This is a genomic window from Acaryochloris sp. CCMEE 5410, from assembly GCF_000238775.2.
Lineage (GTDB): Bacteria > Cyanobacteriota > Cyanobacteriia > Thermosynechococcales > Thermosynechococcaceae > Acaryochloris.
The window spans coordinates 919,118-934,996 of record NZ_AFEJ02000002.1; the positions used below are offsets into that span (position 1 = coordinate 919,118).

The 15,879-nt window shown below is 47.2% G+C and carries 13 protein-coding genes and 4 pseudogenes; 11 read left to right on the plus strand and 6 right to left on the minus strand.

Features of this window, described 5'->3' with window-relative positions; genetic code table 11:
* Positions 1 to 12: 12 nt before the first annotated feature.
* The gene (locus tag ON05_RS25040; protein ID WP_010477822.1) at positions 13 to 1,107 is read right to left on the minus strand and encodes a hypothetical protein; all 1,095 of its coding nucleotides are present in this window, start codon (positions 1,105 to 1,107) and stop codon (positions 13 to 15) included.
* Between the two features lie 759 nt (positions 1,108 to 1,866).
* Here ON05_RS25040 and ON05_RS25045 point away from each other — a divergent pair.
* Entirely contained in the window at positions 1,867 to 3,021 is a 1,155-nt protein-coding gene (locus ON05_RS25045) for a hypothetical protein (protein ID WP_010477824.1), read from the plus strand.
* A gap of 118 nt (positions 3,022 to 3,139) precedes the next feature.
* Here the strand turns inward: ON05_RS25045 and ON05_RS25050 are convergent.
* Positions 3,140 to 3,322: pseudogene (locus ON05_RS25050) on the minus strand (IS1 family transposase); the annotation flags it as partial.
* An 83-nt stretch (positions 3,323 to 3,405) separates the two neighbouring features.
* On the opposite strand from ON05_RS25050, the pseudogene ON05_RS25055 reads away from it, so the two are divergent.
* Positions 3,406 to 3,792, plus strand: a pseudogene (locus ON05_RS25055) (transposase); the annotation flags it as partial.
* Between the two features lie 83 nt (positions 3,793 to 3,875).
* Entirely contained in the window at positions 3,876 to 4,418 is a 543-nt protein-coding gene (locus ON05_RS25060) for an IS630 family transposase (protein ID WP_010468543.1), read from the plus strand.
* Between the two features lie 36 nt (positions 4,419 to 4,454).
* Here the strand turns inward: ON05_RS25060 and ON05_RS25065 are convergent.
* A pseudogene (locus tag ON05_RS25065) lies at positions 4,455 to 4,604 on the minus strand (IS1 family transposase); the annotation flags it as partial.
* A 194-nt stretch (positions 4,605 to 4,798) separates the two neighbouring features.
* Here ON05_RS25065 and ON05_RS25070 point away from each other — a divergent pair.
* From ON05_RS25070 to ON05_RS25085, 6 genes are all read left to right on the plus strand, one after another.
* Positions 4,799 to 5,026, plus strand: a complete 228-nt coding sequence (locus ON05_RS25070; protein WP_262562346.1) for a hypothetical protein — start codon at positions 4,799 to 4,801, stop codon at positions 5,024 to 5,026.
* A gap of 18 nt (positions 5,027 to 5,044) precedes the next feature.
* Positions 5,045 to 6,132 (plus strand): ISAs1 family transposase gene (locus tag ON05_RS25075; protein ID WP_262561952.1). Its coding sequence is split into 2 segments (ribosomal slippage): positions 5,045 to 5,963 and positions 5,963 to 6,132, totalling 1,089 coding nucleotides; the frame shifts between segments, so codons are not numbered across the junction.
* Between the two features lie 41 nt (positions 6,133 to 6,173).
* The gene (locus ON05_RS38720; protein ID WP_396150494.1) at positions 6,174 to 6,407 is read left to right on the plus strand and encodes a GNAT family N-acetyltransferase; all 234 of its coding nucleotides are present in this window, start codon (positions 6,174 to 6,176) and stop codon (positions 6,405 to 6,407) included.
* Positions 6,382 to 6,699 carry a hypothetical protein gene (locus ON05_RS25080; protein ID WP_010467653.1) on the plus strand — a complete coding sequence of 106 codons (318 nt, stop codon included), beginning with the start codon at positions 6,382 to 6,384 and terminating at the stop codon, positions 6,697 to 6,699. The genes ON05_RS38720 and ON05_RS25080 overlap by 26 nt, the downstream gene beginning before the upstream one ends.
* Before the next feature lie 496 nt (positions 6,700 to 7,195).
* On the plus strand, positions 7,196 to 7,342 hold the full coding sequence (locus ON05_RS38725; RefSeq protein ID WP_396150497.1) for a Mo-dependent nitrogenase C-terminal domain-containing protein: 147 nt from the start codon (positions 7,196 to 7,198) through the stop codon (positions 7,340 to 7,342).
* A 276-nt stretch (positions 7,343 to 7,618) separates the two neighbouring features.
* Positions 7,619 to 8,131 (plus strand): hypothetical protein, encoded by a 513-nt coding sequence (locus tag ON05_RS25085; protein WP_010467654.1) that lies wholly within the window; start codon positions 7,619 to 7,621, stop codon positions 8,129 to 8,131.
* A 385-nt stretch (positions 8,132 to 8,516) separates the two neighbouring features.
* Here the strand turns inward: ON05_RS25085 and ON05_RS25090 are convergent.
* A pseudogene (locus tag ON05_RS25090) lies at positions 8,517 to 9,511 on the minus strand (IS1 family transposase).
* Positions 9,512 to 9,520: 9 nt separating this feature from the next.
* Positions 9,521 to 10,453, minus strand: a complete 933-nt coding sequence (locus ON05_RS25095) for a LysR family transcriptional regulator (protein WP_010477274.1) — start codon at positions 10,451 to 10,453, stop codon at positions 9,521 to 9,523.
* 118 nt (positions 10,454 to 10,571) lie between these two features.
* Between ON05_RS25095 and ON05_RS25100 the strand changes: the two genes are divergently transcribed.
* Together ON05_RS25100 and ON05_RS25105 are read left to right on the plus strand one after the other, a co-directional pair.
* Positions 10,572 to 11,948 (plus strand): beta-propeller fold lactonase family protein, encoded by a 1,377-nt coding sequence (locus ON05_RS25100; protein ID WP_029315464.1) that lies wholly within the window; start codon positions 10,572 to 10,574, stop codon positions 11,946 to 11,948.
* A 137-nt stretch (positions 11,949 to 12,085) separates the two neighbouring features.
* Positions 12,086 to 12,346: a hypothetical protein gene (locus ON05_RS25105; RefSeq protein WP_010477270.1), complete on the plus strand. Its 261-nt coding sequence runs from the start codon at positions 12,086 to 12,088 to the stop codon at positions 12,344 to 12,346.
* Between the two features lie 3 nt (positions 12,347 to 12,349).
* Here the strand turns inward: ON05_RS25105 and ON05_RS25110 are convergent, their stop codons facing one another.
* On the minus strand, positions 12,350 to 15,874 hold the full coding sequence (locus tag ON05_RS25110; protein WP_010477268.1) for an AAA-like domain-containing protein: 3,525 nt from the start codon (positions 15,872 to 15,874) through the stop codon (positions 12,350 to 12,352).
* Positions 15,875 to 15,879 lie beyond the last annotated feature (5 nt).

A 15,879-nucleotide genomic window follows, 5' to 3' on the forward strand; every position in this document is an offset into this window, starting at 1 on the left:
TATCTCGACCACTCAAAGTCGCTGCTTTAGCTGTTCTCTCAAGCGATTTTGCTGTTCTGGTGTGCCTGCAAGCAGGATGACCAGTTTACCAATCAAGATGCTGCCCCAATTCACAATTACAATCCCTTGCTGAGTATGGGAGTTGTACTCAATATCCGTTAAATCGACCTGTTGTAAAGAGCGGGCTGATGTGATGAAGGTTTCACTGGTCCAGCTCGTAATATTGAGTTTCCGAGCAATTCCCGTGGGATAAGAAGCCCCATTAAACCGAGGATTACATTCAATGGCTAAATAGCGAGGTCCTCCTTCGTTCTCAGCCACAGCAACATCAAAGGCAAAAATATCCTTCATGCCTTGTTGTGCCATCCATTGGGCCATGGGTTCAACCACATCCCAGGGCTGATGATGAGTGGGATAACGATTCCCACTATGGGCACAACCATCTAAAATTTGCTCGGAGGCAGCCAAGGGTTCTACCCCTTCAGGGGTCACTTGGTATTGCAAATTTAAAAAACTGATGGCTTGAACCTCTTCTTGAATCTGGAAGGGCATATAGTCTGGTAGCCCTTGTAAAGCCGATAGGAGATGCGGCTCATCGTCACACCGCACTATCCCCACGCCGTCGACGGAAATAGAGGGCTTGAGATAACAGGGATAAGGAATATCCGCGTTCAGGTCAATGGCTGACTTGTCATCAAAACACAAGGTTTGGGGCACGGTAACCCCCAAGGTATGGGCCAAGTCCATAAAGTTGTTCTTGGAATTCACATAATCCACCACCCCATACCAGTTTTGATCTAACTGTCGGCATTGTTCGGCGTAGGAACTTTCATGATTAACCGCATCACCAAAGTAAAAAACAGATCGCTCTAGTTCAGGATTCTCGGCAATTCGACTGAGGGAAACGTCCCAAACCACTTGATGAGTGTGATGGAGGCCAATGCGATGATAGTGCTCTGTGATTGCCCGCCATTCTGATTTCAGTTCTGGGTGCAGCTGAATGACATCATCAGGTTCCGTCAACCCCAGCACCCGCCCGGAATACAGATAGTTGCCCTGTACCTGCTCATGGGTGCAGTTCATAATGTCATGATTGAAAATTTTCATACCGCATATTTCTCCGTTGGGTTCAGTGGGGATTAAGGTGCGATCGCACCCTCAATACGAACATTCTGAATGTCTTGAATTTGTCAAACGAAATTAAGGGCAAATAACAATTCATTGCACCAGCATTCAATCAGCCCATCAGAAATAACAAATTAAACGCTGTTCACTACTTTGGCTATTCAAAAAAACAAAACTCATGCGAAAAACGCATTAAGACCGACATTGATATTCATGAAGCGATCATATGCAATCTAATAAGACTCTGCCTGAATTGATTAAACAATAGCACAGTTATTGCTTATTTAATTTATTCAAAGTTAATCATCTCTAAATAAACTAATTATTTCCAATGCTTTCAAGTGTTCTGATCGCACAAATTATTCCCTTAAGTAAATATCTGAGATCTTCTAATAGCAAGAGTTCCAGAAATCTCTAAAGTACTAACAAACATAAGATAGAGGCGTTTGTCACTTTTGCGGCCAATGAGTAGCGCTAGATATTTTCCAGCTCAATATGCCATTTCTGCATCATCAAAGAATCCACGCATCGCCCTTAAATACTCAACCATTAAGCAGGTAACTTATTCGGATCAATCGAAATATAAATTTTAAGAAAAAGTTGTTAGAAATTTAACAAATTAGATTACTCTTCTCTAGGGCACTGATAAGCACCCTTATCCTCCCATACCTAAATATTGAGCACAGAAAGATTCAAGTTGAAGTATCTTTCTAGGACTTGCTAGCCTTTCTAGAAAATGGAATGAAAATATTTAATCACGACATTCAGACCAGTACCTACGAAGCCGTTGGAGGCACTCACCTTTACTCAGGTAGAGTGCTCGGACTGTCTGAACAAGATGATATTGTCCAAATCCATCCAGCCCTGAAATCCGAATGGGAGGCTATCTGTGCTCATTATCTACAGATTGGCTTGAGTCATTCCCAGAACGTGGTTTGGGATCTCGCTCTAGAGCATCTGCAACAGGAAGGCTATGAGCCTTCTGTCTATTTATTCGGGGATGCTGTCCATGCCAATAGTGCGCATGCCCAGCTCTTTCGGTCGATGGATGAATCCTGGTTTAAGGTGGTTGAGTTTATCAACTCCAAAAATAATTTTATGCACCTGGCTCAGGCCCTAAACATAGCGGTTCCCTCTACGGCCTGTTTTCATAGTGCTGAGGCGATTCCATCTCTAGATAGGTTAGCCTATCCTTGCTATTTCAAACCGTCTGTCTCTGACAGTGGCTTTGGTATTGTCCGTTGTACCAGCCCTAGACAGCTATCCGCCACCCTGTTGGAATTGGGGAATCAGATTCCCTTTCAAGTGCAAGCAGAAGTTGCCACCTCAACCTTTATCAACCTTCAGTATCACATCACAGACCATGGGGTAAGCCACCTATTAGCCTCCGAACAAATTCTGCATGGCTGCGTGCATGGTGGGAACCGCTATCCCACCCTCCACCAACCGTGGTCATTATTTGATCCAATGGCCGAGTGGCTAGCTCAGCAAGGCATGAAAGGGGTGTTCGCCTTTGATGCGGCAGTGATACAAAATGGCTCAGCAGTGGAATATTTAGCCATCGAATGCAACCCGCGATTTAACGGGTCTTCCTATCCAACCTTGATTGCTGAAAAATTAGACATTCCCCAATGGAGCAGCGAAACGTTTGAAACTCACCATCATTCCTTAGCAGATATTGATCTGAAGGGGTTAGAGTTCGAGCCTCAAACTGGGACCGGAATTATTTTAATCAACTGGGGAACGGTTCTGGTCGGTAAAATTAGTGTTCTGCTCGCAGGCACCATCGAACAGCAAGCTACCCTAAAGCAGCATCTGCAACAACGCCTAGTCGATCCAAAGCAGTTGTCCATCTCCACAAAAGCCCTTGCGGATTGGGAACCTGCCCGAATTTAGGGTTTCTTGAGTTACCAATAGACTTGTCCGAAAATTTACAGCCCATAGTGTGTCTGGTTTTGAGCATGGTTGCTCTGACAGCAGACACACTATGGGCTGTAAATTTTCGGACAAGTCTATTGATGACGTCAGTCGAAACGGCCTGAACGTCTTGGTTGTGAATCATTTGGGCTTTATGGCTCGCTGAACGAATCACACTCACACAAGTGTTGTAAGCCACACCTGTGATGCGGGATAGGCCTCTGAGGCTACTGCCTTCAGCATGAGATTGAAGGATGGTCTGGATGGTTTCATACCAAATCCGATTTATATAACTCCGATATAATGCATAATTAGAGAATGCCAAGAAAACTATATCTCGAACCCCATTTTTAGCCTGACGAGCTGAAGTCTCATTACCGAGCCAGCCAAGACCCAGTAGAATCGCGCCGCTGGCATCTACTATGGCTCGTCAGTGAGCAAACAACGCTAACTCAAGCAGCCCAAGTGGTCGGTCTCAACTACGATTACGCTCGAGAAATCGTCAGGGAGTATAACCACAATGGCGCCCATGGGTTACGCAACCGACGCAAAGATAAGCGACCTCATCAATCTCGCAGTCTTCTGACTCAAGACCAATGTGCACAATTGTTGACTCGTCTACAAACCCCACCCGCCGACGGTGGTCTATGGAACGGCCCCAAAGTAGCCCAGGTCATCGCTCAGATGACAGGAGTCGATAAGGTTTGGCCCCAACGCGGTTGGGACTATCTCAAGCGATTGGAGCAGTCCCTGCAATGCCCACGTCCTCACCACCGTAAAGGTGAACCAGAGGCCCAAGCCGCTTTAAGAAACTGCCTGAGTACAAAGCAGAATTGGAGCGACGCTACCCTAATGCTCAGGTCGAAGTTTGGTCCTTGGATGAACATCGTTTAGGCCTTAAACCCATTATTCGAAAGATTTGGGCGCCTGTGGGTCAGCGTCCAATTGCTGAGGTGGACCATCGCTATGAATGGACCTATCTGTATGGATTCGTTCATCCCGCAACTGGCAATACCGAATGGTTCATTCTGCCTCGGGTCAATGGAGAATGGTTTAATCAAGCCCTACAAAGCTTTGCTCAGCAAGTTGGAGCGGGAAAGCACAAACAGATTCTTCTCGTTCTGGATGGAGCCGGATGGCATACCTGTAAGAATCGGGTGGTGCCACCTGGCATTCATCTGAAGGTTTTACCCCCCTATTCTCCAGAACTACAGCCCGCTGAACGGTTGTGGCGGCTAGCGGATGAACCACTGGCCAATCGGTGTTTTGAGACCCTGGAAGACCTCGAAGATGTTCTCGAACAGCGCTGTCGAACTTTAATGACAATGCAATCAGACATTCAAGCTCTCACTCACTACCATTGGTGGCCAGCTTGACAGATAAGATATTTCGGGGGTTAATGAGTCGGATTTGGTATCAGAAGAAATCTGACGGCGATAATAAAGGGTATCAAAGGTCTCACTGAAGGTTTGGTGACAGTGGGGGCAACGGTAACGTTGGCTGCCTTTACTGGTTTTACCGTGTTTGTGAGACTTAGGATGACCACATAGAGGACATTGCATCAGAAGATAGGATAACTCAACTCCCTATAGGTTTAACAAACCCACACTTTTTTGATGCACGACCCTCACATTCACTCAAACGCGAACGTTATACTTCTAACCAGGGCATGCAGAGGGACGCTACGCAGCACCCGAACCTTCGGGCTCGATACGAGATTTCTCGTGCGCCCCTGATGCTGCCCCGTTAGGCGAACATGGCAGAGCATCTGATCCGACAGGCGGTCCCCGACGACATCTCGATCTTATGCGACCTCGATCAAATCGCACGCAGTAGTTCCGACCGAAGGGACTTCATCCAAGATGCTGTGCAAAATAGTCGCGCTTGGGTCGTCGAGATTTGCGATCGCATTATCGGTTACGGAGTCATTTCCCATCAGGGTTGTTTTACGTTACTCCTAGAAAAAATAGGATGGTTCTACTGACCAACAGTAGAGAGACCGATGAGCCATCTAATCGATACTTTGAAGCAAGTCCCGGATTTCCGCAGTGCCCATGGCCGTATTCATCCGTTATGGCTGCTGTTGCTATTGATGGTGATGGGCATGCTTGCTGGATATCAAGGGTACCGTCCGTTAGAAACCTTTGTGAGCGATTATCGCCAGCCTTTAAGTGAGCTATTGGGGCTTGAGAGCCTCGAAGTTCCGTCTCACTGTACCTTTCGTCGAGTGATGAAGGGGCTTGACTTCCAAGCGTTGAGCCACCAATTTGAAGCATGGATGCTCTCGAAAGCCCAGACTCACTCTCCCGATAATTATGCAGCCTCCATTGATGGCAAACGGATTCGTCAGGGGCTGACAGATGCCAAGGGGAAGCAGCGTTTTGTAGGGTTGGTGAGTTTATTTGCGGTGGAAGCAGGCATCACCCTCAAGCTCGAAGCCCTCACTCAGGAGGATAATAGCGAAATCAAAGTCGTGCAGGCACTGTTGGAAACCCTTCAACTCGATGGCTTGCTGATTACCATGGATGCCTTACACGCCCAAAAAACACTTGAGAAGATTGTGGCCTCGGGTAACGACTATCTTGTGGCGGTCAAATCCAATCAGGGAAGACTTTACGACCACCTCCAGACTTACTTTGAGTGTCTTAAACCCATGGCTGAGCACATCCACTCCGCCCAAAGTAGAGGACGAGATGAACATCGGTGTATACAGGTTTATGAGCCTGTCGGCATAGCCTTACAGGAATGGGAGGCAATTCGCTCTGTGCTTTGTGTCCAACGATGGGGCACTCGCAAAGGAAAGGAGTATCACAATACGGCCTATTACATCAGTTCAGCTGCCACCTCACCCCAGCATTGGCAATCTCTGGTCCGAGAACATTGGGGCATTGAAAATCGGTTGCATTGGCCGAAGGATGTTGTTTTGGCGAAGATGATTATCGACTCGAAGATGAACAAGCACTGCTCAATTGGTCAGTGCTTAGAACTATTGGGATTAATATCCTGCGGCTAAACGACTATCAATCCCTCAAAACCGCGATGACTAAGCTGGCTAATCGGGTCGATATTATTTTTTCGCTGCTAACTTAAAACAGCCCTGCATTTCCCATAGATTCTTTGGCCGCTCTTTCATTGATCTCATCTACATCGCAGAACCGCTGCGCTCATCCGGGTACGGACCCAAATTGTTAACCTTCCTTGAAGGCCAATCGCAATCGAACGATCTATTCACCTCGACCAACACATCCAACTCGCACATGCAGCATGTCCTTGAGAAACTAGGTTACGAACGCTCAGGAGTCATCCATAATCTTGATCCAGGCGACCCAGAGATCGTGTATGTCAAACGTTTGGTGCGCGCCTAACAAGGAAGTGCTCGAACGATTGGAGCCACCCGATATCAGGGAAATTGTTACTTGTTCAGAGCGCTCTGTACTATTTGCTATGACAGCTAAACTTGAACACACCGCCCATCTTATCAATCAATCTCAGGCAGGAGATCTTGAAGGAATAAAGAAACCCCTGAATAAAGAAAGGGAGTTCATCAACCTATCCGTTTCCTGGCAACTCAACCTTCCCAAGGCACAGCAATACAGTCAACAAATAGGTTATCCGATTGCCAAAGACCTTATTCTTCAGGGAAGTCTAATGGCTTAGTCGCAGGTACTCCTGATCCATACCATGCGATCAATAGCCAAACCAATCCAAAACATGCTGCAATACCTGAACTCACTCCTGAAGGAATCTGAACTTTTCAGGATTTTTTCTGCTGGCTATTTCGAAGATAGTGAATTCAACAAAGCACAGCAGTGCACCAATAACCCGCAGAACCTAAAGGAGAATCAACCATGCTGACATTCTTATTCATTCAAATCATGAGTACCTGGGCTATTTGTTTCGTCTTCGGATTTTATTTTGCCTTGGAAGCTGTTAATGCAGACTAAGGCAGCCCTGCGCACCTCAATGAACCAATGAAGCAAGTTCTGATGTTAATTACAAGCAGCCTGAAAAATCTTAAATTGACAGGATACATTCTCAAACGGTTCTTTCTAAAGCTCATTCACCCATCTTTGCCTCCAACAATATTGAAGATCCATAAACCACAAGTCTGATCTGTGAACTAATTCCATACCAGTGCCCATTTGAACGAGAAATCTATTTCCAGAGCCATAAATTATTCCAGCTTGCCTTACTCGGCAAGTTCAACCCAGCTGAGGGTGAAGTAATTATGTTGAGATTCCAACTACTTTCCTATTTAGCCAATCAGTGTAGCAAGGATATTAATCGATACATCTACTAATCAGCCACGATCCCTGAATAGAATCAGTGTATAACACCATGAATCTAAATCTTTAGTGGCCCAAACAGGAATAAAGCATATTACCTTAAGATCTTGCAAAGGAAAAAATCAATTAAATACCTGATAACTAAAAACTGTATTTTAAAATACGTTCCTAATAAAAGATTTTGCTTTTTCTGGAGATATAGTAAATATTTTCTTGCCATATTTACATCTCGATATTGTTAGTTTAAGCTTGAAAACATTATCCTCAGATAATCAGTTAGGACAAAAAATATGGTTTATGTCGCACTGGAATGGGACCATAAAGTTGGACATCCACCTATTCAGTGGCTAGTGGTAGAGTGCTCTAGCCTTGGGGAAAAATTTGGTGGACCACAAGCCTTACCACCCAGAAGGGATGTGGCTTATTTTGTGGACGAAGAAACGGCCCAAGAAGATGCTCGGATGTTTGCGGACTACAAAAATACGATCAACTCTGATGATCCGTCTCTCGTCAAGCGATATTCAGAGTTATTGCATAAACAAGCGAATCTTCACCGTCATGTCCCATTTGCCTGGGATCATGACATGTTTAAGGGGTTGATTCGCTGGGCAGTTCTCGAATGGGGAAAACCGGGTAGAGAAGATATGGCCTATTTTCTTGATCCAAAAATTGCCCAAGAAGATGCTAAGGCATTCAGCATTTTACGAGATAGAAGACTTTACTCTTCTGAAGAACAAATTCGTAAACTGTATGCAACGACTCATAAAGTTGCCGAACGTACTATTCATCCTGTCCATAGCTAACCAAAACCCTCTTTGGGCTGCCTTGAACTTCTAATCATTCAGACATGGCTGTGAGAGATCTACTTGGGAGCATGTCACTTTTGCAAGCTAGTATTTATACTCATCTCAGAAATCCTTGCTAGCCTTGCTTTCAGACACCAAATTTTTAATTCTAAATTTTGTGCATCTGCAAAGGTGACATGCTCCCGATCTACTTGAGCCATGAAATGACTTTTTTAAAGTTAGAGGCAGCCTCATTTTTTGAAGGCAATGGCTCTCAATAATATTGCGTCCAATATTGTTGAAAATTTGGTTTGCATTCTTTTATAAAAGACTATATTAATAGCCGGATTTTTATGCATCTATAGGTCATGCCTCACTGTTCAAACGTCTTGGCACTGGTCTACTAACAGGGCACATACCTAAACCCTTTATTGGTGAGGAGTTCTAGTGTGCTCAACGGACGAGAACAAAATCCCATCTCCATTGCTGGTGTGGTCTGCTTACTGAGCCCCCAATGGGGTCTAACCCAGTTATGAATCAGGCGTTGTACATCTAGCACTCGCTGTAACCCCGACCGCTTCTTAGCGTAGAGATTCTGCCGTCTTCGATAAGCACTACATCGTCTCCTCAAGGCAGCATTGTGAGCCTCATTATGATTGGCATGGACCTCAGACCCTAGACTGATAGCGGTAAAGGGATGCTCTGCTTTCACCCACTCTACTCGCCGATTCCCCTGAGACCCTTTAACTTTCATCGCGACTTCTAACCCCTCTCGCCAAACCTTGCGATGCCCATAGTCAGGATGACACTCCTCACCATTGAGATAGACATTGGCGAGCTTCCAAAGTTCTTGTCCATAACGCCTCTCACCATCGGTAAACCATCGAATCCCATCACAGGCTTTGACCCACTCCCAAGCTGAGTAAACGCCATTTGCAAAAGTTGTGCATCCTTGAGGCCAGCTTGTGCTGTCAACCAATAGCGGCTTTCGCGTTCAAGGAAATGGATGGTCCAGCCCTGGGATTGGCTGGGGGGGAAGATTTTTGCCTACACGCGTGTAAACTTCATCCCCTTCTACCGTCACATCAGAGGCTGCTGGTGCGGGAGGTGACCAGTTCTGTGCTTGGTCTGCTAGGCGTTTTCCCAACGCATAATGGTGGTATGAGATTTACCGAAAGTTCGACCTGCAGCACGAATACCCATCCCTTCGGTGCGAGCTTTGATGGCATAGCTCACTACTGAACTAGCGGTGCGTAAGCGAGCCATTGGGGTACCCGTGCGTTCGTTGAAACGCCGATTGCAATCCTTACACTGATATCGCTGGACTAATGTCCCATCTTGCAGGCTATCAAAGCCGCGCTTTAGGATCTTCTCGCTTAGACAATATGGGCATTCCATTGATCTACATTAGGTTGCGTCGGAAGCATTATAGCTAGATCCTGCTAACAGACCAGTGCCAACGTCTTTTTTCCCAACCAATAGCTCTAAGAAATTTTGGAGCACTGGATTTGCCGCATTCTGCCGCCAAGCGGCACCAAATTCAAGCTGAATTGGACAATCTTGTATGGGTCTACAAACGACGTTCGTCCCCACCAAAGTTTGCAAACGATCTGACACAAAGGTAATTCCTAAACCTGCAGCCACCAGACATAGGCGTGTTTGCAACGTAATGGATTCTTGGATGACCTTGGGCTGGAAGCCTGCCATCTGACAGACTTGCAGAAACCCATCGTAAAGGATAGGCCCTTCCTTGCGAGGGTGAACGATAAGGGGTTCATTGGCAAACGCCTCTAGCGGGATGGCGTCTAAGTGAACGAAGGGATGCTGAGGCGGTAGTACTGCGACAAAACGTTCTGCCAAAATGACCTGCAACTGCAATCCTCGTTGATCGATGGGGGGATGCAAAAAAGCAACATCAATATTGTCCTGATTGAGGGCTGTTACTTGTGCTTCCGTTGCCAGTTCTCGCAGATCTAGATCGACCTCTGGATAACGCTGGACAAATTGCCGTAGCAGTTGCGGCAGGACTGTTTGGGTTGCGGTTTTAGTAAATCCAATCGATAATTGGCCAATTTCACCATCCCCTGTGCGTCTGGTCAGTAGAACTGCCTGGTCCCTTTGCAGTAGCAGTTGTCGGGCTTGGTGCAAAAAGGTTTGCCCTGCATGGGTCAGAGTTACCGTCCGCTTGGTCCTAGAGAAGAGCTGCACGCCCACGGCTTTTTCTAAGACCAAAATCTGTTTACTCAGAGCTGGCTGAGTAATGTCTAGGCGATCTGCCGCTCGTCCAAAGTGCAGCTCTTCGGCAAGGGTGATAAAAGATTGGAGTTGCCGAAACTCCATAGAGCATACCAATTAATAACTTTTAGCTATTAGTTTAATGCCAAAAATGAATTGGACAACCTTTTTTCTTCTCGATAGGCTGTCAAGGGAGAACCCTGAATTGCTCTGAAACGCAGATATGATCAGTCTTTTGAAATCTAAGGGGCTAAAGCGAGGGCTGCTAGCCGGACTAGGGATGCTCCTAGCACTGTTGATCTATGGCCTCCTCCAGCTGATTGAGCCAATTGGTATCACCCCCATCTCTGCCAATGCAACAGTGCAATTTACGGGACAAGCCTTATTGGTGGCATCGGATGCCGATATGGTCGCCACCGCTTATGCCGACGCCCAATTGGATCGGGTTGCGGGCATAGAGGATGCGTTGACGATTGTGGGACTGCCTCTGAATGCGAAACAACCTGCGATCGCATCGGTGCAAGTGTCCAATTCAGTGATGTCCTGGCCTCAGATAATCGCCGTTTCCCCGGATGGTCAGCGAGCTTATGTTGCCGAAGTGCGATCGCGTCCTGCTGACGGCATTCAATCCTTCGATGATATTGACCAAATGCCTCCTGGGGAGAAGATTACCGTGGTTGACATAGCCGATCGTAGCCAACCGAAAGTACTTGAAACCGTCAAAGTCGGTCGCAATCCTGAACACTTGAGTCTCAGTCCAAACGGGCGCTTTTTGGCTGTCAATTTAAATGAACCTGGCAAAGAATTGCTGATTGCCCAAATCAAGGCAGATGGAACATTAGGTCATCGCACCTACTTCCCGGTGGAGACAGAAGGAACTCGTGAGGATAATCAGACCGCAATTTGGCATCCTTCCGGGCAATATTTAGCGATGATTCAGGCAAAGAATCGACGGCTAGGGTTTTATCGAGTGCAAACCGCTAATGAAGAGATTAACCTCACTCCAGTGACTGACTCGCTTCCCCTCGGCAACCATTTAAGTCACCCTCGTTTTACTGCCGATGGTCGTTTTGTTCTAGTCACAGATTTGAAATGGAGTCTACACACCATTCCAATTTTCAACCATTTGCTGAACCCCAAAGGCGAATTAATTGCCGTTCAGTTTGAGCCTAACTTAGGAAAAGCGCCCCAGGTCGTTTCTAGGGTTGAAGTGGGTCTGAGTCCAGAGGGGTTTGCCCTCAATCCCGACAACTCTCTCATTGCCACGGTGAATATGCGGCGCACCTATTTACCCAATTTCCTACCCGCATGGCGAGGGAAACCCTACAGTTCCTTATCATTGGTCCCGTTTGATCCAAGCACTGGCCAGCTCACCCAGGGTAAGGAGTATGGATTCGAAGGCCTCTTAGCCGAACAAGTCACATTCGACACCAGCGGCAATGCCTTAGCCGTAGTGATATACAACTACCGAGAACCCAGTCCTCAAACAGGGGCCATTGAATTTTGGGCTGTAAAAGCGGGCAAATCTCCAAAATTAGAGCGCACGGGTTACAAACTGGAGGTTGTCCGCGGTGCCCACGATATCTTCTTAGTCCCCTGAACAACTTGTAGATGACTTCAGTGGCAATGCAGCGCAGCAGATAACTCTCAAGATAAAAACGTAGCCTTATTTCAAACTGTTCTACCCAGGTTCGTAGTGGGCCATCATAAAGGGGCTAAAGGGTTTTGGGCTAACCTGTGAAAAATCTACTGATTCCCCTGTTTATTTTGGGATGTATTAGCCTACTGACAGGCTACTTCCAGTTTATTGTCGATGACAAAGGCAATATTCCTATCAATCGTTTTCGACTGACGGGCTGTATCGGTGATGTCCTAGTGGGAATGGTTCTGGGAACCAGCGATTTATGCGCTCGCCAACTATCGGACAAGGCGAAATCTGCTTTGTTGGTCTATGGAGGGATTGCTCTTTTTTTTCTGGGATTTCGACTGGGAACTTAAGCTCTAAAGCGGTGAGCAGAGGTGGCGATGTTGATGTCCCTGAGCATTATTTTTTAGAAAATTTGAGATCCAACGACAAGCATATTCCTCTTCCTTTATCTGTAGAAGTTTCGCCAAATTCCAGCGCATTAGGGTTTGGTCATCGCTCGCTGAAACTAAGGATTTCCCATCTGGACTAAACGCAACGCTACGGACTGCACGATCATGCCCGGTTAGCGTTCGCACCAAAGTGGCCGGTTTCGTTCTTGAAAGATCAACCTGCCAGAGTTTGACCGTGTTATCCATCGCCGCAGACGCTAACCATTTGCCATCTGGGCTAATGGCGACCTCCCGGACCGCAGATTGATGATCAGGCAGGGTTTGAATTAATTGACCTGAAGCGGTCCATAGCTTAATATCGCTATCTTCTGAGGCCGATACAAACCACTGGCTGTTAGGACTTATGGCCACACTTTGGACAGCCGCACGATGCTCAGACAGCGTTGTTTTTAAGGTGCCATCCTTTGCCCACAGTTTTAGAGTCTTGTCGAGAGAAGCGGAAACGAACCATTGACCGTCGGGGCTAAAACTAACATCACGAACGGTGGCTTGATGCCCGTCTAAAATTTGAAAGGGAGTCTGTTCCAATTGCCCTTGATCATCAAATTGCCAGCGTTGAATCGTATTGTCAGCGGACCCTATTGCTAACTGGTGACCATCGGGACTGTACTCTACTGACCATAGGCGGCTTGGCGTTGATCTTCGGGTGCGAAGTGAGCCATCTGCATTCCAGATATGAATATAGCCACCGCGATCTGTTGTCACAAATTCTGGTTTGTTAGGGTGATAGGCCAACCCATGTAAGGGGCCACCTAATTCAGGCGATGTGACTTGAGGCACGGCTTCAAAGGTTGTTGATGTCTGACGATGCCAGCGATAAATTTTGTGGCTAGGGGCAATCGCTGCCAGTTGCTGTCCATCCGAGTGATAGGCCACTTGGCTGAGAAAATCTGTGGGGCCAACTAACCGTTGCCAAAAGGGATTGTTAAGCTGCCAATAGCGCACTGTTCCGTCTTCTGAAGAAGATAATAAAAACTGACCATCTGGGCTAAATGTGACGGACCAAACGGTCGCTTGATGTCCCTTGAAGGTTCTCAATAACTGGCCATTTCGGTGCCAAAGTTTCACTGTTTTGTCGGACGACACTGAGGCGATTAGTTCACCATTGGGGCTAAACGCCATGTCTCGGATTAAGGCACCATGACCTGGTAGCTCACTGACTACCTTGCCTTTTTTGGTCCTAATCCGAATTTTTTGATCCAGCCCTGTTGCTGCAATATAGTCCCCGTTTGGGCTTAATCGTATGATTCGCAATAATTCGGGAGCTGGTGGCAGCTCCCGAATCAGGGTGCTATCGGCATCACGAATTTGAATAACATGCCCTTTGTAGTTATTAGCAAGATAGCGACCATCCGCACTTTGGGTAAAAAACTTCGTCTTGGTAATGGAGTTGATCAGTTCGCCTTTGAGTGTCCAAGACTGTACTTTGTGGCTATTCGTAGAGGTCACAATCCGATCCCCCTTAGCATTGAAGACTAAGGCACGGACCTCAGCATCAAACGATGAGAGGGTATGGATGACCTTGCCTTGCAAATTCCACAATTTGACGGTTCTATCGGCTGAAGCTGAAGCAAGGGTTTGCCCATCTGGGCTAAAGACGACTTGGTTGACCTCGGCTTGGTGATTAAATTTTTGCCATCGTATTTGTCCATCCCACCCCCAAAGACTGACAGAGCCATCGGCGGCGGCAGTGGCAATTTGGGTGCCATCTGGGCTAATCGCAACATGCTCCACTTTAACGCCTAAAGTTAGACGATTTCGCTCCACCATCCGGTGGACGTTACTAAGGAGTGTGGCTTGGATCTCGTTCGCTAGACCATCAGCCCCCTTTTGCAGGTGATCGAGTTGTTGATGGGCTTGAATAATGTCGGCGAGGGCTTCAAGCTGTCGATGGGAATCCATATTTCCCTGGGAAGAGGAGAGGAAAGCCCTAATGTTACTTTCTAGGGTCTTTTGCTCACTGGCCTGGGCCAATTCAGTCTGTTTTTGGGCCGTTTGTGCTTGCTGATAGGCAGCTCCTCCTAAGCCCACAGCAATTAAGAAGGCAATAGAAACGGTAATGGAGAAGCGCTTTTGGAGTTTGGTGGTTTGCTGTTCCTGTTGAAGCTGGGTTTCAATAGCCCGTGCCCGTTCGGCTTCGAGGGTCATTTGAATCTGTTTGCGATCGCATTCCACAGACGCCGTTAAAAACTGATGATCCTCATCGCTGAGCCGTTTCCCTTGGGACCAGTCCAGCGCCTCTTGCAGGGTTTGGCCCCGCAATAACCGGGATTCATCTTGCTGCTCTGAGGCCAACCAAAATTCCAAAGACGTTTTGTAGGGACGGAGTCGGCCGAGCTGCTTCTCCACCCAAGCTTGATTGAAAACCTGGCGATAGATGGGGTTCTTAACCCGAAGTTGTCCATCCTGCTTAACGACTAACCCCGATAGAATCAGGTCGGTTTGATCTGGGCTCTCTTCTGCCGGAATAGCGGTAGCCTGCAACACCTGCTGATAAAGTCCTAAGCGCCGACCAGCAGAAGCTGAATGATTGAGCAATCGATTCTGCACCGTTCTTAAATGTTCCGGTTCATCCTGGGATTCCCAATGCTGAAGGATATGGTCTTTCACAACTTGCTCGACCCAGTTCGCTTCCTTCCCCGGTGAAATGCTGACAGCTTCATCACTGGCTTGAGCCACGAGTTGACAGAGCTTTTGGGTCAGGAACGGCTGACCTTGGGTCCAGTACAAAATCGCAGCTAAGATTGCATCGGCATCCCCACCTTTCAAATCCAGCCCCTGAGCCAATATCTTACTTTCCGCCACCGTAAAACCTTGGAGAGGAATGGCGGTGCCTAAATTAAAGGGCGTACGCTGACGGTTTTGGATCAGGTCCGACGGTGTGGCTACACCAAAAAGGGCAAAGTTGAGTCGACAGTAGTCTGGATCCACGGCCCGTTGGTTATAGCAAAAGCGAATCAGGGCAAAGAAATCATCAACAGAAAAGGGCAACCCCAAAATACTGTCGATTTCATCGATGAAAATCACCAGTTGCTGATCGGGGAACTGCTCTAGCAGCCCAACCTTGATAAATTGACTCAATCGCTGTAGTAAAGAAATATCGGCTTCGTCTTGCCACCAAGATTTGAAGTCAAACTGACGGATCAGTTTGAAGTTGCGCCACAGATCTTTGATCATCCCTTTGTACCACTGCAAAGGAGTGATATTCTCGCTACCGATATTGGTCATATCGACAACTGCACATCGATAGCCCTCTGCCTGCAAACGGTGACGCGTCTGCACGAGTAGAGACGACTTGCCCATTTGCCGGGAGTTCAGGACATAGCAGAACTCGCCCCGTTTTAGGGCAGCGTAGATCTGCTGATCGGCTTGCCGGGCAATATAGGTCGACGCACTGGCTGAAAGACTACCACCAATCTGATATTGCATAAGCT

Excerpts from the sequence above, each read along its gene's own strand:
- ON05_RS25085 (WP_010467654.1), top strand. The coding sequence starts at position 7,619 with ATGGTTTATGTCGCACTGGAATGGGACCATAAAGTTGGACATCCACCT.
- ON05_RS25045 (WP_010477824.1), top strand. The coding sequence starts at position 1,867 with ATGAAAATATTTAATCACGACATTCAGACCAGTACCTACGAAGCCGTT.
- ON05_RS25040 (WP_010477822.1), bottom strand. The coding sequence starts at position 1,107 with ATGAAAATTTTCAATCATGACATTATGAACTGCACCCATGAGCAGGTA.
- ON05_RS25110 (WP_010477268.1), bottom strand. The coding sequence starts at position 15,874 with ATGCAATATCAGATTGGTGGTAGTCTTTCAGCCAGTGCGTCGACCTAT.
- ON05_RS25100 (WP_029315464.1), top strand. The coding sequence starts at position 10,572 with ATGATCAGTCTTTTGAAATCTAAGGGGCTAAAGCGAGGGCTGCTAGCC.
- ON05_RS25095 (WP_010477274.1), bottom strand. The coding sequence starts at position 10,453 with ATGGAGTTTCGGCAACTCCAATCTTTTATCACCCTTGCCGAAGAGCTG.
- ON05_RS25070 (WP_262562346.1), top strand. The coding sequence starts at position 4,799 with ATGGCAGAGCATCTGATCCGACAGGCGGTCCCCGACGACATCTCGATC.
- ON05_RS25080 (WP_010467653.1), top strand. The coding sequence starts at position 6,382 with ATGTCAAACGTTTGGTGCGCGCCTAACAAGGAAGTGCTCGAACGATTG.